The sequence below is a fragment of the Caulobacter sp. GW821-FHT11E10 genome (assembly GCF_058808375.1).
On record NZ_JBXARP010000001.1, the window covers coordinates 234,840 to 253,529 of the forward strand.

Annotated in this window: 18 protein-coding genes and 1 pseudogene; 15 read left to right on the forward strand and 4 right to left on the reverse strand. The window is 67.5% G+C overall.

The features are described from left to right. The first annotated feature begins 232 nt into the window (after window positions 1-232). On the forward strand, window positions 233-862 hold the full coding sequence (locus AC1RRV_RS01150) for a TetR/AcrR family transcriptional regulator (protein ID WP_492857744.1): 630 nt from the start codon (window positions 233-235) through the stop codon (window positions 860-862). 82 nt (window positions 863-944) lie between these two features. On the opposite strand, the gene AC1RRV_RS01155 is transcribed toward AC1RRV_RS01150, so the two are convergent. The 3 genes from AC1RRV_RS01155 to AC1RRV_RS01165 form a co-directional block, all read right to left on the reverse strand. Next, on the reverse strand, window positions 945-2,921 hold the full coding sequence (locus AC1RRV_RS01155) for a putative bifunctional diguanylate cyclase/phosphodiesterase (protein WP_492857745.1): 1,977 nt from the start codon (window positions 2,919-2,921) through the stop codon (window positions 945-947). Window positions 2,922-3,645: 724 nt separating this feature from the next. Beyond that, a complete protein-coding gene (locus AC1RRV_RS01160) occupies window positions 3,646-4,590 on the reverse strand; it encodes a hypothetical protein (protein ID WP_492857746.1) in 945 nt (314 codons plus the stop codon). 114 nt (window positions 4,591-4,704) lie between these two features. After that, window positions 4,705-5,172, reverse strand: a complete 468-nt coding sequence (locus AC1RRV_RS01165; protein ID WP_492857747.1) for an Lrp/AsnC family transcriptional regulator — start codon at window positions 5,170-5,172, stop codon at window positions 4,705-4,707. Between the two features lie 122 nt (window positions 5,173-5,294). Between AC1RRV_RS01165 and AC1RRV_RS01170 the strand changes: the two genes are divergently transcribed. From AC1RRV_RS01170 to AC1RRV_RS01185, 4 genes are all read left to right on the forward strand, one after another. Beyond that, entirely contained in the window at window positions 5,295-5,552 is a 258-nt protein-coding gene (locus AC1RRV_RS01170; protein ID WP_492857748.1) for a DUF6356 family protein, read from the forward strand. After that, entirely contained in the window at window positions 5,549-6,550 is a 1,002-nt protein-coding gene (locus AC1RRV_RS01175; RefSeq protein ID WP_492857749.1) for a putative sulfate exporter family transporter, read from the forward strand. Before AC1RRV_RS01170 ends, AC1RRV_RS01175 begins: the two co-directional genes overlap by 4 nt. A gap of 33 nt (window positions 6,551-6,583) precedes the next feature. Beyond that, window positions 6,584-8,053, forward strand: coding sequence for an amino acid permease (locus AC1RRV_RS01180; protein ID WP_492857750.1), 1,470 nt, complete (start codon window positions 6,584-6,586; stop codon window positions 8,051-8,053). Between the two features lie 70 nt (window positions 8,054-8,123). Next, window positions 8,124-9,272, forward strand: coding sequence for an acyl-CoA dehydrogenase family protein (locus tag AC1RRV_RS01185; RefSeq protein ID WP_492857751.1), 1,149 nt, complete (start codon window positions 8,124-8,126; stop codon window positions 9,270-9,272). Between the two features lie 88 nt (window positions 9,273-9,360). On the opposite strand, the gene AC1RRV_RS01190 is transcribed toward AC1RRV_RS01185, so the two are convergent. Next, entirely contained in the window at window positions 9,361-9,672 is a 312-nt protein-coding gene (locus AC1RRV_RS01190; RefSeq protein ID WP_492857752.1) for a hypothetical protein, read from the reverse strand. A 296-nt stretch (window positions 9,673-9,968) separates the two neighbouring features. On the opposite strand from AC1RRV_RS01190, the pseudogene AC1RRV_RS01195 reads away from it, so the two are divergent. From AC1RRV_RS01195 to AC1RRV_RS01240, 10 genes and pseudogenes are all read left to right on the forward strand, one after another. Further along, window positions 9,969-11,989, forward strand: a pseudogene (locus AC1RRV_RS01195) (methyl-accepting chemotaxis protein). Beyond that, window positions 11,989-12,276, forward strand: a complete 288-nt coding sequence (locus AC1RRV_RS01200; protein ID WP_492858095.1) for an STAS domain-containing protein — start codon at window positions 11,989-11,991, stop codon at window positions 12,274-12,276. Before AC1RRV_RS01195 ends, AC1RRV_RS01200 begins: the two are co-directional and overlap by 1 nt. Continuing rightward, the gene (locus tag AC1RRV_RS01205) at window positions 12,273-12,638 is read left to right on the forward strand and encodes a response regulator (RefSeq protein ID WP_099581620.1); all 366 of its coding nucleotides are present in this window, start codon (window positions 12,273-12,275) and stop codon (window positions 12,636-12,638) included. The genes AC1RRV_RS01200 and AC1RRV_RS01205 overlap by 4 nt, the downstream gene beginning before the upstream one ends. A 64-nt stretch (window positions 12,639-12,702) precedes the next feature. Beyond that, entirely contained in the window at window positions 12,703-14,955 is a 2,253-nt protein-coding gene (locus tag AC1RRV_RS01210) for a chemotaxis protein CheA (RefSeq protein ID WP_492857753.1), read from the forward strand. 3 nt (window positions 14,956-14,958) lie between these two features. Next, the gene (locus AC1RRV_RS01215) at window positions 14,959-15,426 is read left to right on the forward strand and encodes a chemotaxis protein CheW (protein WP_492857754.1); all 468 of its coding nucleotides are present in this window, start codon (window positions 14,959-14,961) and stop codon (window positions 15,424-15,426) included. Continuing rightward, window positions 15,426-16,307, forward strand: a complete 882-nt coding sequence (locus tag AC1RRV_RS01220) for a CheR family methyltransferase (RefSeq protein ID WP_492857755.1) — start codon at window positions 15,426-15,428, stop codon at window positions 16,305-16,307. The genes AC1RRV_RS01215 and AC1RRV_RS01220 overlap by 1 nt, the downstream gene beginning before the upstream one ends. After that, a complete protein-coding gene (locus tag AC1RRV_RS01225; protein WP_492857756.1) occupies window positions 16,307-17,341 on the forward strand; it encodes a protein-glutamate methylesterase/protein-glutamine glutaminase in 1,035 nt (344 codons plus the stop codon). Before AC1RRV_RS01220 ends, AC1RRV_RS01225 begins: the two co-directional genes overlap by 1 nt. 4 nt (window positions 17,342-17,345) lie before the next feature. Beyond that, the gene (locus AC1RRV_RS01230) at window positions 17,346-17,735 is read left to right on the forward strand and encodes a response regulator (protein ID WP_047403396.1); all 390 of its coding nucleotides are present in this window, start codon (window positions 17,346-17,348) and stop codon (window positions 17,733-17,735) included. Then, window positions 17,732-18,298, forward strand: a complete 567-nt coding sequence (locus AC1RRV_RS01235) for a chemotaxis protein CheD (RefSeq protein WP_492857757.1) — start codon at window positions 17,732-17,734, stop codon at window positions 18,296-18,298. The genes AC1RRV_RS01230 and AC1RRV_RS01235 overlap by 4 nt, the downstream gene beginning before the upstream one ends. 5 nt (window positions 18,299-18,303) lie before the next feature. Further along, window positions 18,304-18,687, forward strand: coding sequence for a DUF8776 family protein (locus tag AC1RRV_RS01240; RefSeq protein ID WP_492857758.1), 384 nt, complete (start codon window positions 18,304-18,306; stop codon window positions 18,685-18,687). The last annotated feature ends 3 nt before the right edge of the window (window positions 18,688-18,690 follow it).

The following is an 18,690-nucleotide window of genomic DNA, read 5'->3' on the forward strand; positions in this document are numbered from 1 at the left end:
CAGTCCGTCCCCGGAGCGGAGCGATGGCGGCCAACGGCTGGCGATTAAGCTGATTGCATGTCGCTTTGATGAAATGGCGGTGCGGCGGAACGCGCGGCCTTCCCTTGCGTCAGCCCGCCAAATGCGCAGTTTCAACGCATCCGTCAAAAATCCCGCGCAAACGCCGGCCCTTTCACAGCTTAGCCGTACACCGGCTGTTGCGGTGCAACATCGGCCGCACTAGATCACCTCGATGGACGCCGCCCGCCTCGCCAAGGACACCCCGAAGTCTCAGAAGACCCGCGCGCGGATTCTGGACTGCGCGATGAACCTGATCGCCGAGATCGGCTATCACGCCGCCACCAACCCGGCGATCGCCGACGCGGCCGGCCTGACGCGCGGGGCGATGCTCTACCACTTCCCGACCCGCGAGGCCCTAGTCGAGGCCGCCGTGGCCCATATCCAGGCCGAGCGCTCGACCCTGTTCCGCGCCGCCGCCGACAGCCTGCCGCCCGGCGCCGACGTCACCGAGCACGCGATCGACAGCTACTGGGACCTGCTGCACAGCACGCCCTTCACCGCCTTCGCCGAGATGGAAGCCGCCGGCCGCACCGACCCGGCCATCCACGCCCTGCTGGCCCCGGCCCAGGCCGAGTTCGACCGCGCCCAGGCCGGCGACCACTTCCTGAAGATCCTCCACGCCGGCGCTGGCCCGAGGTTCCAGGCCAGCCGCGACCTCGCGCGGTTCATGCTGGAGGGGTTGGCGAGGACGACCCTGACCTACGACAAGGACGGCCGGAAGGACCGCCTGCTGATGCTGATCAAGCGGGCCACGCACATGCTGAACCGCAAGGGCGACGTGCAGGATCTGTGGCCTGAGTAGGGGGCTAGTTGCGGCTGCAGCCCGGCCAGGGCCGGGCGGAAGCTGGCTTAGCGCGCTCCGGGCGAAAGCCTGAATCCCGCGCCTAGGCGCGGGCTTTCAAGTCCAGGGCGGGCTGGCCGCTTTGGTTATCGATGACCGCCCGCTCGGCGGCGAGGTAGCCCTCAACCGCTTCGCCGCTCATCGGACGCGAGAACAGGTAGCCCTGCGCCACTTGGCAGCCCAGGGGCAGCAGCAGGGCCAGTTCGGCGGCGGACTCCACGCCCTCGACCACGCAGTCCAGTTCCAGGTTGCGGCACATGTCCAGGATGGTCTTGACGATAGCGCGGCGCTTGCTGGTGTCGGTCAGGCCGCGCATGAAGCTGCCGTCGATCTTCAGCTTGTCGATCGGCAGCAGATCCACATGGCTGAGACTGGAATAGCCCGCGCCGAAGTCGTCCAGGGCGATGCTCACGCCCAGGGCCTTTAGCGTGTTGAGGGCGCGCCCGGCCTGGGCCAGGTCGCGCATGACCGCCGTCTCGGTCACTTCCAGGTCGATCCGCGCGGGATCCACGCCGCTGGCCTTGATGACCTCGACGATGCGGGCGATCTGCTGGGGCGAGACCACGTCGCGGCCCGAGAGGTTGAACGACAGGCGCAGGTCGTCCGGCCAGGCCGCCGCCGCGCGCAGGGCCCATTCCAGCAGGACGGGCGAAAGCTGGGCGATCAGTCCCGACCGTTCGGCGACCGGTATGAAGTCGCCGGGCGACACCGCGCCCAGGGTCGGGCTCGTCCAGCGAGCCAAGGCCTCGAAGCCGATGGTGCGACCCTGGCGGATGTCGACCAGGGGCTGGAAGACTAGGTTAAATTCGCGCTCCATGTCGGCGTGGCGCAGGCCCTGCTCGATCCGGCTGGCGCGGCGGATGGCGGTTTCGTGGTCGCTGGAGAACACCACCGTGGTCCCGCGCAGGTTCTGCTTGGCGTGATAGAGCGCATAGTCGGCCCGCTCGTAGAGCAGCTCGGGCGTGGCGCCGGCGTGGGGGAAGAGCGCGAACCCGACCGAGCCGGAGACCTGGGCCGTCACGCCGGGCAGGCAGTATGGCGCGCCCAGCGCCTCGCACAGCGAAGCGCCCAGGCGTTGCAGGCCGTCATGGTCGAGATCGGCGGCCACGATCAGCCCAAACTCGTCGCCGCCCAGGCGGGCCACGAACAGCGGTGCGCCATGGTCGCGGCCTAGCCTTGCGCCGGCCTCGATCAGCACCTTGTCGCCGACCGCGTGGCCATAGGCGTCATTGACCGGTTTGAAGCCGTCCAGGTCGATGACCCCGACGGCGAAGCCGCGATCGGCGTCGCTGGCCGTCCGGATCGTCTCGCCCAGGTGCTCGAAGAACTGCCGGCGATTGGGCAGGCCCGTCAGACCGTCCAGATTCGCCAGGCGCAGATAGCCGTCGCTCAGCTGCTGGACCTCGGCCTGACGCGCCTGCAGGTCGCGGCGCGACCCCACCAGATTGGCGAAGTCGCGATTGGCGATCAGCAGGATGACGATCATCGTCACGGCCACCAGGGCCAGGTTCAGGCCGATGGCCGAGAGGACCGGATTGCCGCTGGAGATCAGGAACACGGTGATCGGACCGACCACCAGGCCGGTCAGCAGAAACGCGGCCGCGCGCATGTGCATCAGGCAAAAGACGCAGCCGATCGAGGTGATCGCCATGTAGAACATGACGTGGGCCTGGGCGAAGGTGTCGCCATAGGGGAAGAGGCCGAACGACCAGAAGGTGAAACCGCAGCCCAGTAGGCCGGCGAACACCAGGGTCTGGCGCAACATGCCCTGGACGCGGGCCTCGTCGATCTCACGACGTCGGGCGCGCCACCAGATCAGCATGCGCGCGATGCTGATCACGGCCAGCAGGCCCGGGAAGCCGAGCGTCAGGCTGAGCGGCGCGCTATGCCAATGGGTGCTGGCCAGGGCGATCGTGTTGACCAGCACCATCGCGTACATCAACGGCACGAGCCGCGCGAAGGCCTGGACCTGGGCGCGGCGCAGCTCGGGATTGGGGACTGGCGTCTTGAACCGGAACAAGGACGGGTCTCGCAGGCGAACAAGACCTTGTTTTTGACGCATAACTTTTAATGGCGGGTGGTCGCCCGGCGCTACCGGCTGCGGCGTCTTGACGCGCCCGATCACGAGCCGCCCGGTCGACGCTTGCCCGCCGCAGGCGCGGTGAGGAATGGTCTTCTCACGTGGAAGCTGAACCCTGGGTCCCCCGCATGAAGCGCGGGATGACGGGGAGGGGGTGTCGACCAGGGGTGTAGCCTCTCACCCTCCCATCGCTTTGCGATGGGCCAGTCCCTCTCTCTGAGAGAGGGACTGATGAGGATTGGCCGCGCTCAATCCTCGGAGTTCGCGGTCCAGAACCCCACGAAATCAATCCCTTCCCACTTTTACGCCGTCGCGAATGATCCGCGTCCGAAACCACCCTCATACTTCTCCTCGCCCCATCGCGGGGGAGGGCGTCGGCCGGCGACCTGCGTGCGGTGGGGGTGGTCGAGCGGGACTGGGCGCGGGCTGAAATCGCTCGCGCGGTCCGGACGGGGTCGCTGCCCCTCCGCCCGCCGGGGGCCTCTCTTGGGAGCGGGTTAAGACCCCGCGCCCCGAGGGCTCATCGGATAACGATCGCGCGGAGCGCTCCGGCCCTGGCCGAAACGGTACTCCTCAAAACCTCATCCGGGCCCGGCCCGGACGCTCCGCCGCCTCCCCACGCCTTCAGCGGCTCGCCGCGTGAAGCGGCGAAGCCGTGCGTCGACTACTTGCCCTTCAGCGCCGCGGCGACGATCGCGCCGTTGTAGGACTTGTAGGCTTCGCGGACGAGGCCTTCCCAGACCGGCACATTGACGATCACCGCGTCGCCGCGCGCCACGGATTCACCCATGACCGAGACCGGGGCGACATTGGCCGCGCCGGCGACGTCGACGGAGAACGGCGTGGCGACGCCGGAGTCGCTTTCAGGCCGGATGAAGAAGGGGAACACGTAGCCGCGTTGGATCGCCTTGGCGAAGATGATGCCGGAGGCCACGCCGCGAATGGCGAAGGCCGCCCCGCCGCCCGCGCTGGCCGAATTGCCCCGCATGTTGCTGGAGGTGCTGGCGCCGACATTGGCGAAGTCGAGAACCAGGGTCGGGATGACCGCCATCATCCCTTCGGGCTGGCCTTTGACAAGCCGGTTGTTGAACTGGATCATGTTCATGCTGCCCATGCCGCCCAGGTCGGGCTTGTAGGGCGTCAGCAACGGCGCGGCCTTCGGACCCACGGTGACGTAGCTCTGGCGCACGCTCTTGTTGACCGTGACGCCGCCCGAGGCGTTGACCACGTCAAGATTGCCGGGATGCACGGGAATGGTGTTGGCGGCGATCATCGCCGCCGCGGTTTCGTCGCTGGCCACGGGAATCCCCGCCGCCGTGAACTGGGCGCGCAGGTCGGCATGGGCCTCGTCGGCCAGCTTGCGCATCGTCGCCTCGTTGACGCCGACCATCACCTTGGTGAGGCGGGCGCGGGCGCCGCCGCCCACCGCCGTGGCCTGGGTGGCGGTGATGAAGGTCACGTTGTAGCTGGGCAGGATGACGGCGTTGAAGCCCTTGAAATAGCCCTTGTTGTAGCTGGCCATCTTGATCGGGAACGTCTGGGCGACGGCGCCGGCGGCGGGCAGCGAGAGGGCGGCCACCAGGCCGACGAGTTTCACGAGCTTCATCATGGTGTTTCGAGATCCCCGCACCGCGCGGTCGCGCGGCGTCGAACAGCGTTAGCCGAACGCGCGGGGGTTGCCATCACCCCAATCCGGGGGGTGACGCCGGCGTTCCGCCGCCCTTCAGGTCGGGCAGATCGGCAGGGCCGTGGTGAACTTGATCTGCTCCATCGCGAAGCTGGACGAGACGTCGGTCAGCGGGGCGGTGGCGATCAGGCGCTTGTAGAAGCGGTCATAGGCGGCGATGTCGCGGACCACGACCTTGAGCAGGTAATCGACCTCGCCGCTCATCCGGTAGAACTCGACGACCTCGGGCAGGGACTTGGCGCCGGCCGCGAAGGTGGTCAGCCAGTCCTCGTCGTGGCGGCCGGTCTTGACGGCCACGAAGACGGTCAGGCCCAGGTCCAGGGCCTCGCGGTCCAGCAGGGCGACGCGGGCGGTGATGACCCCGGCGTCCTGCAGGCGCTTGACCCGTTTCCAGCACGGGGTCTGGGTCAGGCCGACCCGTTCGGCCATGTCGGCGATCGCGACCGTGGCGTCCTCCTGCAGGATGGCGAGGATGCGCCGATCGATTTGATCGAGATCAATCATCTCCGAAGCTCCGCTATCGAGGAATGAAATTCTCTCTACGCCGGGATCGGCGGGCAATCCAGTAATGCGTTTCTTCGAATCGTCGCCATGATGGGAAGCCTCGGCAAAGCAGGGGCCTGCCAATGTTCGCGTCGTTCACCCGTCATCCGAAGGCCGTCGGCGAGAGCTATGGCCAGCACATGGGCGTGGCCTGGAGCTTCGGCTTCACCCTGCTGGGCGCGGGCCTGGCCTGCATCGTCCACGGCATCCTGCCCTTCGCCTTCGAGCGCACCGGCAGCCAGACGGTCCGCCGCCTGAACGAGCGCCTGTCGAACCGCTGCGCCAAGGCCGACAGCCACTCGGCCGGCGCTCCGATCTCCGGCGAGACCGTCCACGGATGACCGCCGCCGCGCTGAGGATCAGCGCCAGTCGCCTCGGTCCTGGCCTGGTCGCCGGCCTGCTGCTGGCGGTGCTGGCCAAGCTGCTGTCCCAGAGCCTGCACGCCCCGGCCCCGCTGGTCGCGGTGATCCTGGGCATGATGCTCGGCGCCATGGGTCTGCAGGCCCAGCTGGGCGCGGGCCTTGATATCTTCGCCAAGCCGGGCCTGCGTCTCGGCGTGGCCATGATGGGCGCCCAGATCAGCTGGGTCGAGTTCGCCGCCCTGGGCGGTCCGGCCGTCCTGGCCAGCGGCGCCGTCGTGCTGGGCGGCCTGGCCATCGGCGCGGCCGCCGGCGTGGCCCTGGGCCTGCCGATCGCCGAGGCCCTGATCGCCGCCGCCGCCTGCTCGATCTGCGGGGCGTCCGCCGCCCTGGCCGCCTCGCAAGCCGCTCCCGCCAGCCCGGCCAACCAGCGGACCACGGCCCTGGTCATCGTCGGGGTCAACCTGCTCTCGACCGTGGCCATGCTGGCCTATCCGCCGCTGGCCAACCTGCTGGGCCTGACCGCGCACCAGGCCGGCGTGTTCTTCGGTCTGTCGATCCACGACGTGGCCCAGGTCGCCGGCGCCGGGGCCTCGGTCTCGCCCGAGACCGCCAGCACCGCGGCCCTGGCCAAGCTGGCCCGCATCATGTGGCTGGGCCCGGCGGTGATCCTGATCGGCCTGGTCCTGACCCGCAGCAAGGAAGGCGGCGTCGTGGGAGGCCTGAAGGCGCCCCCGCTGTTCGTCCTAGGTTTCGCGGCGCTCGCCGCCGCCCGTGGCCTGAACCTGATCCCCGCGACCTTGGTCCCGCTGCTGATGACCTGCTCCAGCTTCCTGCTGCTGGCCGGCGTCGGCGCGATCTCGGCCAAGCTGGGTCCGAAGGCCCTGCTGGAGGTCAAGCCGAAGCTGGCGATCATGCTGGGAACGGTCACAATCGCGGTCGGGGTCCTGGCCTACGCCCTGACGAGGATTTTCTTCTAGAAACAAGCCTTGGCTGGGCACGAAACCCGCTTCATGGTCGCCTCCACGAGTCGGAGGGACCCTAGAGTGAGCATCTGGACGCGCCGCAAGGCCATCGACACCATCACCGCGGGACACGCGGACAGCCACCAACTGAAGAAGACCCTGAGCTGGTACCATCTGGTGGCCCTGGGCGTCGGGGCCATCGTCGGCACCGGCATCTACACCCTGACCGGCGTGGGCGCTGGCCTCGCGGGGCCGGGCGTCATCCTGTCGTTCCTGATCGCCGGGGCGGTCTGCGCCTGCGCGGCGCTCTGCTACGCCGAGCTGTCGACCATGATGCCGGCGGCGGGCAGCGCCTACACCTACAGCTACGCGGCGATGGGCGAGCCGGTCGCCTGGTTCGTCGGCTGGAGCCTGATCCTCGAATACACCCTGGTCTGCGCGGCCGTCGCCGTCGGCTGGTCGGCCCACGCTCACGGTCTCTTCAAGGCGGCGGGCTTCCCCGATTTCCTGCTGGCCGGCCCCCATGCGGGCGGCGTGGTCAACCTGCCGGCCGTGATCATCTCGATGGCGGTGGCGGGTCTGTTGGCCCTGGGCACCCGCGAGAGCGCCACGGTCAACATGGTGCTGGTCTTCGTGAAGATCATCGCCCTGATCATCTTCGTGGTCCTGTGCCTGCCGGTGTTCGACGCCAGCCATTTCACGCCGTTCATGCCGAACGGCTTCTCGGCCCATGTGCCGGAAGGCGCCGCGCCGGGCGCCGCCAAGATCGGGGTCATGGCCGCGGCCAGCCTGATCTTCTTCGCCTTCTACGGCTTCGACGCGGTCTCGACCGCCGCGGAGGAGACCAAGAACCCCAAGCGCGACCTGACCATCGGCATCGTCGGCTCGATGGCCGCCTGCACGGCGATCTACATGATCGTCGCCGCCGCCTCGATCGGCGCCTCGCGCACCGAGGTGTTCTCCAAGAGCGAAGCGCCGCTGGTGTTCATCCTGGAGAGCCTGCAGCACGGCAAGATGGCGCAGTTGGTGGCCCTGGCCGCCGTCGTCGCCCTGCCGACCGTGATCCTGGCCTTCATGTACGGTCAGAGCCGGATCTTCTTCGTCATGGCCCGCGACGGCCTGCTGCCGCGCGCCCTGTCGAAGGTCAACGCCAAGACCGGCACGCCGGTGGTCATGACCCTGCTGACCGGCGCCTTGTCGGCGGTGCTTTCGGGCTTCCTGTCGCTGAAGGACATCGCCGAGCTGGCCAATGCCGGCACCCTGGCGGCGTTCATCGCCGTGGGCCTGTCGGTGATCGTGCTGCGTCGCCGCGAGCCCGGCCGTCCGCGCATCTTCTCGACGCCGGCCTGGCAGATCGTCGCCCCGGCCGGCATCCTGGGCTGCCTCTATCTGTTCTACAGCCTGCCGGCCAAGACCCAGATCTACTTCCTGATCGCCCACGCGATCGGGGCCTTGGTCTATCTCGGCTACGGCATGCACAAGAGCGTGCTGGCTCAGGCTGAAAAGGCTTCGAGCTAGACCCTTCCATTCTCGGGGGCCATCGCTACAGTCCGCGTCAAAACAAGTGTTTGACTTTGGAGGAAAGCGCATGGCCCTCGATCTGGAAACCCGCGAGCAGCTGATCGAGACGGTCGCGCGCTTCGTGGCCGAACGCTTGCGCCCGATCGAGGCCCAGGTGGCCGAGAACGACGCCGTGCCGGACGACGTCGTCGAGGAGATGAAGGCGCTGGGCCTGTTCGGCCTGTCGATCCCCGAAGAGTTCGGCGGCCTGGGCCTCAACATGGAGGAAGAGGCGCTGGTGGCGATCGAGCTGGGCCGCGCCTCGCCGGCCTTCCGCTCGGTGTTCGGCACCAATGTCGGCATCGGCAGCCAGGGGCTGGTGATGTTCGGCAACGACGCCCAGAAGGCCAAATGGCTGGAGGGCATCGCGTCCGGCGAGATCATCACCTCCTTCGCCCTGACCGAGCCCGAGGCCGGTTCCGACAGCGCCGCCGTCCAGACCCGCGCCACGCTGGACGGCGACCATTACGTTCTGAACGGCTCAAAGCGCTACATCACCAATGCCGGCAAGGCCTCGCTGTTCACGGTGATGGCCCGCACCAATCCCGAGACCAAGGGCGGTTCAGGCGTCTCGGCCTTCCTGGTGCCGCGCGACCTGCCGGGCCTGTCGGTCAGCAAGCCCGAGAAGAAGATGGGCCAGCAGGGCGCCCACATCCACGACGTCACCTTCGACAATGTCCGCGTGCCGGCCTGGAACCGCCTGGGCGAGGAGGGCGAGGGCTTCAAGGTCGCCATGCAGGTCCTGGACCGGGGCCGCCTGCACATCTCGGCCGTCTGCGTCGGCGTCGCCGAGCGGCTGATCGCCGACTGCGTGGCCTATGCCTCGGAGCGCAAGCAGTTCGGCCAGCCGATCGCCAGCTTCCAGCTGATCCAGGCGATGATCGCCGACAGCAAGACCGAGGCCCTAGCGGCGAAGGCCCTGGTTCTGGATACGGCGCGGAAGCGGGACGCGGGCGCCAATGTCACGCTGGAGGCGGCGGCCTCCAAGCTGTTCGCCTCGGAAATGGTGGGCCGGGTGGCCGACCGGGCCGTGCAGGTGTTCGGCGGGGCCGGCTACGTCGCCGACTACGGCATCGAGCGCCTGTATCGCGACGTGCGGATCTTCCGGATCTACGAAGGCACCAGTCAGATCCAGCAGCTGGTCATTGCTCGCGAGACCTTGAAGCGAGGCGGCTAGGGGCGAGCGCCCCATGGGCCAGACAGCAGAACGCCCCCGTCGACCAAGTCGACGGGGGCGTTTTGTTCCCTCCGAGCGGGTTTGACGCTTACGCGCCGCCCGGGAAGCGGAACGGAACCTTCACGGTGCCGGTCTTGGCGCCCATCGGAAGCTTCTCGGCGATGCACATGGCGGCCTTGTCGAAGCCCTTGCCGGCCGCGCTGTTGTCGACGACCTTGCAGTCCGAGAGCTTGCCGCCGTCAGCGGTGCACTCGAGCATCACTTGCGCGGCGTCGCGGGTGTTCGCGTACTGCTGCAGGCAACGGCCCATTTGGTCTTCGAAACCGCCAGCGGCCGTAGCGGCCTGAGCGACGAAAAAGCTGCCAGCGATTCCCGCGGCAATAGCGATCGGATATTTCATCCCGCTGCTCCTAGTAATGAATACACGTCCTGTGGACGACGCGCCAACCGGACGCAGGCCTAATTTCGCAGGTGCGAGTTAAGAGAATCTGAGTCGGCAAAGAATATTCGAGGTTTACTGGTCGGTAACCATGGCTGGTCTCTTCCGAGACTCCCGTTACGCGAACCCTCTTTATAGATTCCGGCCCCGGCGACCTGCGACCAAACGACCAATTGGCTCAGTTTGGGACGGGTTATGTCGAATTGGCTTTAACCAAGTCAGAGTCTGTTAGGAATCTATGGGGATTATCCCCCCTCATGTTGGCGATCCGTCTGCGCGGAACGCTGGTTGGAGGGGACCTGCGATGAAACGGATTCGTCTCGTCGATCTGCCGTTGATCATAAAAATCGGCTTCGCGCCGGCTTTCGCGCTGCTCATGCTGGCTTTGATGGCCGGCGGCGCGATCGTTGTTCAGAAGAGCCAGTCGGCCGCTCTGAAGCAGGTCGTGGAAAGCGACATGCGCCAAAACATGGAGATCCAACAGATCTCCAAGCGCATTTCGAACATCAACGGCGAGCTGTTCGTCGTGATGACCCACAAGGCCGGCAACATCGAGGTCGACAAGAACGACGCTCGCATGGCCGCCGTCCTGGCCGAGACCGACGCGGTCAAGAAGGATCTGACGGCGCTGAAGAGCAAGCTGCCGGTCGCCGAGCAGCCGAAGATCGCCGAGCTGATCAAGTCGCTCGACGAGTGCCGCAGCGCCATCGACACGGTCAGTGGGATGATCGGCGTCGACTTCGGCATGGCCGCGGGCTTCATCGCGCCCTTCGAAGAACAATACGCCAAGATGACCGGCCAGCTCGACCAGGTCATCGCCGCCGCCAACACGCGCACCGAGACCGAGACCAAGAAGCGTCAGGCCGAGGCCACCGCCGCGATGAGCGCCACGATCGTGATGTCGCTGGTCACCCTCGGCGCCGTCGGCGCCCTGGCGTTCCTCACGGTCATGACCACCCGCAAGTCGATCGGCGACATCGCCGGCGCCACCGAGAAGCTCTCGAAAGGCGACAACAGCATCGACCTGGAAAAGATGACCCGCGGCGACGAGCTGGGCGCCATCGTCCGCTCGCTGAAGGTCTTCCGTGACAACCAACTGCACCTCGAGCAGCTGCGCGCCGAGCAGGAAAAGTCCGCCGCCCTCACGGCCGACGAACGCCGCGCCAAGGAAGCCGCCGCCGCCACCGCCGCTCAGGAGAGCTCCCTGGTCGTCAGCAGCCTGGCCGAAGGCCTGGAAAAGCTGGCCGTGGGCGATCTGACCTTCCGCGTGACCGCCGACTTCCCCGGCGACTATCGCAAGCTGAAGGACGACTTCAACGGCGCCATGGGCTCGCTGCAGGAGACGATGAAGGTCATCGCCGCCTCGACGGACGGCCTGCGCACCGGCGCCGACGAAATCGCCCACGCCTCGGACGATCTGTCGCGCCGCACCGAACAACAGGCCGCCAGCCTGGAACAGACCGCCGCCGCCCTCGACGAACTGACCGCCACCGTGCGCCGCACGGCCTCGGGCGCCCGTCAGGCCTCGGACGTCGTCTCCACCACCCGTGGCGAAGCGACGCATAGCGGCCAGGTTGTCCATCAGGCAGTGTCGGCCATGGGCGAGATCGAAAACTCGTCCAAGCAGATCAGCCAGATTATCGGCGTGATCGACGAAATCGCCTTCCAGACCAACCTCCTGGCCCTGAACGCCGGCGTCGAAGCCGCGCGGGCTGGCGAAGCGGGCCGCGGCTTCGCGGTCGTCGCCCAGGAAGTCCGGGCCCTGGCCCAGCGTTCCGCCGAAGCGGCCAAGGAGATCAAGGCTCTGATCTCCTCGTCGACCCAGCAGGTTAGCCAAGGCGTCAGCCTGGTCGGCCAGACGGGCGAGGCCCTGCAGCGGATCGTCGCCAAGGTCGGCGAGATCGATGCGCTGGTCACCGAGATCGCGGCCTCCGCCGCGGAGCAGGCGACCGGTCTGAACGAAGTGAACACGGCCGTGAACCAGATGGATCAGGTCACGCAGCAGAACGCCGCCATGGTCGAGCAATCGACCGCCGCGACGCACTCGCTGAAGGGTGAAACCGGCGAACTGGTCCGCCTGATGGCTCGCTTCCAAGTGGGTTCGAGTTCTTCGTCTTACGCGCGTCCGGCCATGGCCGACACGACGCAGCACGCTCCGGCGCGCAACCCGGTGGCTGAGCAACAGGCTCGCCTGAACACCTTCGCCCGTCCGGGCCGGAGCAGTGGTTCGGCGGCGGTCGCTCAAGCTCCTGCTACGGATGGTTGGGAGGAATTCTGATGGCTGCCGCGATAGCGCTGCCTGAAACCCTGGACTTGAAGGCCGCGGCCCCACTCAAGGCCGCCCTCCTCGAACGCCGCGGCGCGGCGATCACGGTGGAAGCCGATCAGGTTCGTCGCCTCGGCGGTCTTTGCCTGCAGGTTCTGCTGGCGGCCCGCAAGGCCTGGGATCAGGACGGCCAACTCTTTTCGATCAAGGGGCCTTCGGAGGCCTTCGTTGAAACCACCCGTCTATTCGGCGCCGAAAGGGCGCTCCTTTCGGCGGAATTCCAAGGAGCTGAATCGTGACGCGTACGGTTCTCACGGTCGATGATTCCCGGACCATGCGGGACATGCTGCGCATGGCTCTGGTCGGCGCTGGGTTCAATGTGGTCGAGGCTGTCGACGGCGAGCATGGTCTGGAGGTTCTCTCCGCCCATCGCCCGGACATCATCATCACCGACATCAACATGCCCAAGCTGGACGGCTTCGGCTTCATCGAGGCGGTGCGGGTCGACGACGACTATCGCGCCATCCCGATCCTGGTCCTGACCACGGAAAGCGACCCGGCCAAGAAGCAGCGGGCTCGCGAAGCCGGCGCGACGGGTTGGATCGTCAAGCCGTTCAACCCGGAAAAGCTCGTCGACGCCATTCGTCGCGTCGCGGCCTGATCCAGTTTCAGTACCCAGTTTCTTTGAGTACCCGTTGCTAGACGCGAATTAGGACGTACGGGATATGGACGAGCTAGAGGCCATCAAGGTTACCTTCTTCCAGGAATGCGAGGAGCTCCTCGCAGATCTCGAGGGCGGTCTCCTGGCTATGGAAGAGGGGGCCGGCGACTCCGAGACGGTCAACGCCGTGTTCCGGGCCGTCCACTCGATCAAGGGTGGCGCCGGCGCCTTCGGCCTCGAGCCGCTGGTGCGCTTCGCCCACGTGTTCGAGACCCTGCTGGACGCCGTGCGGGCGGGCTCCGTGCCCAACACGGTCGAGCTGGCCGCCGTCCTGCTGCGCGCTTCCGACATCCTGGCCGACCACGTCAGCGCCGCTCGCGGCCTTGGCGACGTCGACATGGGCGCATCGGCCGCCATGGCCGCCGAGCTGGAAACCTGGACCGATCCGAACGCCTCGCCGGCCGCCGCCGCGCCGGTCGTGGTCGAGGAATTCACTCCGGCCCCGATGAGCGCGCCCGTCGTCGCCGCTGACGAAGCGATGGACGACGACGATCTCGGCTTCGTGTTCGTGCCGCAGACCATCTCGGTCGAGGACCAGGCCGCCGATACCGACCTGATCCCCTCCAACGTCTGGACGGTGTCGATCCGTCCCAAGTCGGACCTCTACCGCAAGGCCAACGAGACGGCGCTGCTGCTGCGCGAGCTCAACCGCCTGGGTCCGATCACCGCGACGCTGGACGACAGCGCCATGCCGGCCCTGGAAGACCTGGATCCGGAAGCCGCCTACGTCATGTGGAGCGTGCGTCTGGAGACCGACGAGGACGAGAGCGCCATCCGCGAAGTCTTCGAATTCGTCGACGGCGACTGCGACCTTGAAATCACCCGTGGCGAAGCCGCCGTCGAGGACGCCCTGGCCGCGCTGCTGACCGTGGCCGAGGCGCCGCCGATCGTCGAGCCGGCCGCGCCGGCTCCGGTCGAGATCGTGCCCCCGCCCGTCGCTGAAATCATCCCGATCGCGCCCGCAGCGGTCGAGGCCGCCAAGCCCGCCGCTCCGGCCGCGCCGACTCCGAAGGCCACCCAGGTCGAAGTCCCGGGTCCCGGCCAATCGGTCATCCGCGTCGATCCCGAGCGTATCGATCGCCTGATCGACCTGGTCGGCGAGCTGGTCATCAATCAGGCCATGCTGGCGCAACGCGTCGGCGAATATGGCATCGCCCCGTCCTCCAACCTGGCCATGGGTCTCGACGAGCTGGAACAGCTCACCCGCGAGATCCAGGACAGCGTCATGGCTATCCGCGCCCAGCCGGTGAAGTCGGTGTTCCAGCGCATGCCGCGCCTGGTCCGCGAAGTCGCCAACATGACGCACAAGCAGGCTCGCCTGGTCATGGACGGCGAGAACACCGAAGTCGACAAGACGGTCATCGAGCGTCTGTCCGACCCGATCACCCACATGCTGCGCAACGCCATCGACCACGGGCTGGAAACGCCCGAGGAGCGCAAGGCGGCCGGCAAGAATCCCGAAGGCGTCGTGCGTCTGGCCGCCCTGCACCGCAGCGGCCGGATCGTCATCGAGGTCTCGGACGACGGCAAGGGCATCAATCGCGAGCGGGTCCTCTCGATCGCGGTCAAGAAGGGGCTGATCGCCCCCGACCTGCAACTGACCGACGAAGAGATCGACAACCTGATCTTCCTCCCGGGCTTCTCGACCGCCGACAAGATCTCGGACGTGTCGGGCCGCGGCGTCGGCATGGACGTGGTCAAGCGTTCGGTCCAGGCTCTGGGCGGTCGGATCTCGATCACCTCGCGTCCGGGCCTTGGCTCGACCTTCACCCTGAGCCTGCCGCTGACCCTGGCCGTCCTGGACGGCATGGTGGTCGACGTCGCCGGCGAGACCCTGGTCGTGCCGCTGGCCGCCATCGTCGAGAGCCTGCGTCCCAAGCCGGAAGAAGTTCGTCCGCTGGGCCCGGTCGGCTCGGTGCTGGCCGTCCGTGACAGCTTCGTGCCGCTGATCGACGTCGGCCAAGCGCTCGGCTACCGCACGCACTCCCCGCACCCGACCGACGGCGTCGTGCTGCTGGTCGAAGGCGAGGACGGCTCGCGCGCCGCCCTGGTGGCCGACGCCATCCATGGTCAGCGCCAGGTCGTCATCAAGTCGCTGGAACAGAACTACCAGCAGGTCGAGGGCGTCGCCGCCGCGACCATCCTGGGCGACGGCCGCGTGGCCCTGATCCTCGACGTCGACGCCACCATCGCCATGCGTCGCCGTGAAGGCGGCGCGCCTCGCCCCACAGAACCCACCCTCATCGCAGCGGAGTAAGTCATGACAGATCATGCCACCGCCTCGAGCAGCGACCGTCGGGAGCTGATCTCCTTCCGCGTGGGGGACCAGGAGTACTGCGTCGACATCATGGCCGTCCGCGAGATCCGCGGCTGGAGCCCGGCGACGACGCTTCCGCAGACGCCCGGCTTCATGCGCGGCGTCATCAATCTGCGCGGCGCGGTGCTGCCGATCATGGACCTGGCCTGCCGTCTGGGCATGCCGGTGATCGAGCCGACCGTCCGCAGCGTCTTCATCGTGGTCAAGGCGGGCGACCGCACCGTCGGCCTTCTGGTCGACGCGGTGTCGGACATCCTCTCGATCAATGACGACATGATCCAGCCGACGCCGGACATGGCCTGCGACACCGTTCGCAGCTTCGTGCGCGGCATCATCTCCATCGAGGGACGGATGATCAGCGAGATCTCGCTGGACCGTATCCTGCCTGAACGCGAGGCTCTGGCCGCCTGATGACCACCGCTTCCGCTTCTTCCATGGAACGCCGCGAGGCCATCGTCGATGGCGAGTTCGCGTTCACGACCCAGGACTTCAAGCGCATCGCCGCGCTGCTGTACGACCTGGCGGGCATCAGCCTGCCCGACAGCAAGGCGACGCTGGTCTATTCGCGCCTGGCCAAGCGCCTGCGCTTCCTGGGCCTGCGTTCGTTCACCGAGTACTGCGCCTTCGTCGCCAGCGACAAGGGCCACGACGAGAGCCAGGAGATGCTCCGGGCGTTGACCACCAACGTCACGCGCTTCTTCCGCGAGCCGCACCATTTCGACGACCTGCGCGCCAACATCCTGGAGCCGGTCGCTGACAAGGTGCGCGCCGGGGGCCGGCTGCGCCTGTGGTCCGCCGCCAGCTCCTCGGGCCAGGAGCCCTATTCGATGGCCTTCACGGTGCTGTCGGTATGGCCGAACGCCGCGGACCTGGACATCCGGATCCTGGGCACGGACATCGACACCAACGTGCTGGCGACCGGCCGGGCCGCGTCCTACGACGAAAGCCTGCTGGAGGGCATCCCCGCCGCAGCGCGCAACCAGTATTTCGAACGCGATCCTGCGGACCGCCGCGCCTTCCGCGTCTGCGAAGCCGCGCGCAGCCTGGTCGCGTTCCGGGAACTAAATCTCAACGGTCCGTCCTGGCCTATGAAGGGCCCGTTCGACGCCATCTTCTGTCGGAATGTCGTGATCTATTTCGATGAACCCACCCAGGAACGCGTCTGGAGCCGCTTCGCGCCGCTCATCGCGCCTGGCGGCCGTCTGTATGTCGGCCACTCGGAACGTGTCGGCGCCTCGGTGACCGCGTTCGAGAGCTGCGGCCTCACCGCCTACCGAAAGGTGAGCCGCTGATGCCTAAGATCCGCGTTCTCGTCGTCGACGACTCCGCCACCATGCGGAGCCTGATCACGGCGGCCCTCAATCGTGATCCCGAGATCGAGGTGGTCGGCGGCGCCGGCGACCCGTTCGAGGCTCGCGGCATGATCAAGACCCTGAACCCCGACGTCGTCACCCTCGACATCGAGATGCCGAACATGAACGGCATCGAGTTCCTCGAGAAGATCATGCGCCTGCGGCCGATGCCGGTGGTCATGGTCTCGACCCTGACCCAGGCCGGCGCCGAAATGACGCTGCGGGCCCTGGAACTGGGCGCGATCGACTGCGTGGGCAAGCCCACCGACGCCACCGGCACCCAGGAAGCCCTGGCCGAGATCGTCGCCAAGGTGAAGATCGCGGCGCGCGCCGCGGTTCGCACCAACGCCGGCGCCGCGCCGGCGGCGGCGCCGACGCGTCGCAAGGACTTCATGCCCTCGGGCGACATCGTGGCGATCGGTTCGTCGACCGGCGGGGTGGAAGCCCTGCTGTCGATCCTGACCCTCTTCCCCGACACCTGCCCGCCGACCGTCATCACCCAGCACATGCCGGCCACCTTCACCGCCAGCTTCGCCGCGCGCCTCGACCGCGCCAGCGGGGCCAAGGTGCAGGAAGCCACGGACGGCGCCCTGCTGGAGCCCGGCAAGGTCTATGTCGCCCCTGGCGGCGCCACGCACCTGGAAGTCGTCCGCTCGGCCGGCCTGCGTTGCCGCCTCGTCCAGGGCGACCCGGTCAGCGGCCACCGCCCGTCGGTAGACGTGCTCTTCAAATCGGTGGCCAACGCCGTCGGCGACAAGGCGGTCGGGGCGATCCTGACCGGCATGGGCCGCGACGGGGCCCAGGGCCTTCTGGCTATGCGTAAGGCGGGGGCCAAGACCCTCGGACAGGACGAGCAGAGCTGTGTCGTCTACGGCATGCCCCGCTCGGCCTTCGAAATTGGCGCGGTGGAGAAGCAGGTTTCCCTGTCCTCCATGGGCCAGTCCATTCTCGATCTAGCCTCCGCGAGGCGATAGACCCATGCCCCAAGCAAGCACCATTTCCGTTCTGGTGGTCGACGACCAGCTGACCATGCGGGCCCTGATCCGCAATGCGCTGCAGCAGATCGGCTTCAAGGATATCCGTGAGGCGCCCGACGGCGAGGAGGCTCTGAAGAACCTCCTGGCCAAGCCGGCCAACCTCGTCATCTCCGATTTCAACATGCCGAAGATGGATGGCCTGGCCCTGCTGCGAGCGGTCCGCTCGCACCCGCCGATCCGCCAGACCGCCTTCGTCATGCTGACGGGCCGCGCCGACCGTGAACTGGTCCAGCGCGCCGTGCAGTTCGGCGTCAACAACTACTGCGTCAAGCCCTTCACCGTTCAGGGCCTGCGGGAGAAGATCGAACAGGTGTTCGGGCAGCTGACATGACGCCATTCAATCAACCCGAAGATCCTGAACGCGCGATCAAGGTGCACGTCACGCAGGGCGAAAGCCACGTGGCGGCCGATCCCAATGTGGTCATGACCACGGTGCTGGGCTCGTGCATCGCCGCGTGTATCCGCGACCCGCAATCGGGCGTGGGTGGGATGAACCACTTCCTGCTGCCGGACTCGGGCGACAACCGTCGCGACGGCGACGCCGTTCGCTACGGCGCCTACGCCATGGAACTGCTGATCAACGAGCTGCTGAAGAAGGGCGCCCGCCGCGAGCGGCTGGAAGCCAAGATCTTCGGCGGCGCCAAGCTGTTCGACGGCCTGTCCGACGTCGGCGCCAGCAACTCGGCCTTCGCCGAGCGCTTCCTGCGCGACGAAGGCATCCCGATCGTTTCGTCCAGCACTGGCGGGGTCTCGGCCCGTCGCGTCGAGTTCTGGCCGGCCTCGGGCCGGGTGCGCCAGCGCCTGGTCGCGGTCGACAACGCGCCGCAGGACGTCCGCCGTCCGACCCCCGCCCCGATGCCCGCCGCCTCCAGCGGCGATGTGGATCTGTTCTGACGCCCATGCCTGCTTTGCCGCTCCAGACGCCGCCGAACGAACCGACCGGGGAACATCTCCTGGTCGGAGAGCTGTCGCGTCGTCTGTCGGTGGAGCTGGCTTCGGCCGCGGCCATCTGCCAGGACTGCGAGCACATCGTCGGCGATCTCGCCGAGGGCGGCGCGGCGCTGGCCAATCTCAGCCGGCTTCAGGCGCTTGATGAACTGAGCCAACGCCTGCACGGCCTGTCGGCGGTGCTGCAGCGGATCGGCCAGCACGCCTCGGGCGAATGGAGCATGTCGATCGAGCCCCTGCTGGAAGGCCTGGGGTTGGCCGACCTAGTCGTCCGCCTGCGGGCCAGCGAAGCCGCCGACTGGACGGCCGAGGCCGGCGAGCTGGACTTCTTCTAGAGC

What these genes read in the sequence shown, in the direction of transcription:
- AC1RRV_RS01150 (WP_492857744.1), top strand. Translation starts at nt 233, where the DNA reads ATGGACGCCGCCCGCCTCGCCAAGGACACCCCGAAGTCTCAGAAGACC.
- AC1RRV_RS01160 (WP_492857746.1), bottom strand. Translation starts at nt 4,590, where the DNA reads ATGATGAAGCTCGTGAAACTCGTCGGCCTGGTGGCCGCCCTCTCGCTG.
- AC1RRV_RS01165 (WP_492857747.1), bottom strand. Translation starts at nt 5,172, where the DNA reads ATGATTGATCTCGATCAAATCGATCGGCGCATCCTCGCCATCCTGCAG.
- AC1RRV_RS01170 (WP_492857748.1), top strand. Translation starts at nt 5,295, where the DNA reads ATGTTCGCGTCGTTCACCCGTCATCCGAAGGCCGTCGGCGAGAGCTAT.
- AC1RRV_RS01175 (WP_492857749.1), top strand. Translation starts at nt 5,549, where the DNA reads ATGACCGCCGCCGCGCTGAGGATCAGCGCCAGTCGCCTCGGTCCTGGC.
- AC1RRV_RS01180 (WP_492857750.1), top strand. Translation starts at nt 6,584, where the DNA reads ATGGTCGCCTCCACGAGTCGGAGGGACCCTAGAGTGAGCATCTGGACG.
- AC1RRV_RS01185 (WP_492857751.1), top strand. Translation starts at nt 8,124, where the DNA reads ATGGCCCTCGATCTGGAAACCCGCGAGCAGCTGATCGAGACGGTCGCG.
- AC1RRV_RS01190 (WP_492857752.1), bottom strand. Translation starts at nt 9,672, where the DNA reads ATGAAATATCCGATCGCTATTGCCGCGGGAATCGCTGGCAGCTTTTTC.
- AC1RRV_RS01200 (WP_492858095.1), top strand. Translation starts at nt 11,989, where the DNA reads ATGGCTGCCGCGATAGCGCTGCCTGAAACCCTGGACTTGAAGGCCGCG.
- AC1RRV_RS01210 (WP_492857753.1), top strand. Translation starts at nt 12,703, where the DNA reads ATGGACGAGCTAGAGGCCATCAAGGTTACCTTCTTCCAGGAATGCGAG.
- AC1RRV_RS01215 (WP_492857754.1), top strand. Translation starts at nt 14,959, where the DNA reads ATGACAGATCATGCCACCGCCTCGAGCAGCGACCGTCGGGAGCTGATC.
- AC1RRV_RS01220 (WP_492857755.1), top strand. Translation starts at nt 15,426, where the DNA reads ATGACCACCGCTTCCGCTTCTTCCATGGAACGCCGCGAGGCCATCGTC.
- AC1RRV_RS01225 (WP_492857756.1), top strand. Translation starts at nt 16,307, where the DNA reads ATGCCTAAGATCCGCGTTCTCGTCGTCGACGACTCCGCCACCATGCGG.
- AC1RRV_RS01230 (WP_047403396.1), top strand. Translation starts at nt 17,346, where the DNA reads ATGCCCCAAGCAAGCACCATTTCCGTTCTGGTGGTCGACGACCAGCTG.
- AC1RRV_RS01235 (WP_492857757.1), top strand. Translation starts at nt 17,732, where the DNA reads ATGACGCCATTCAATCAACCCGAAGATCCTGAACGCGCGATCAAGGTG.
- AC1RRV_RS01240 (WP_492857758.1), top strand. Translation starts at nt 18,304, where the DNA reads ATGCCTGCTTTGCCGCTCCAGACGCCGCCGAACGAACCGACCGGGGAA.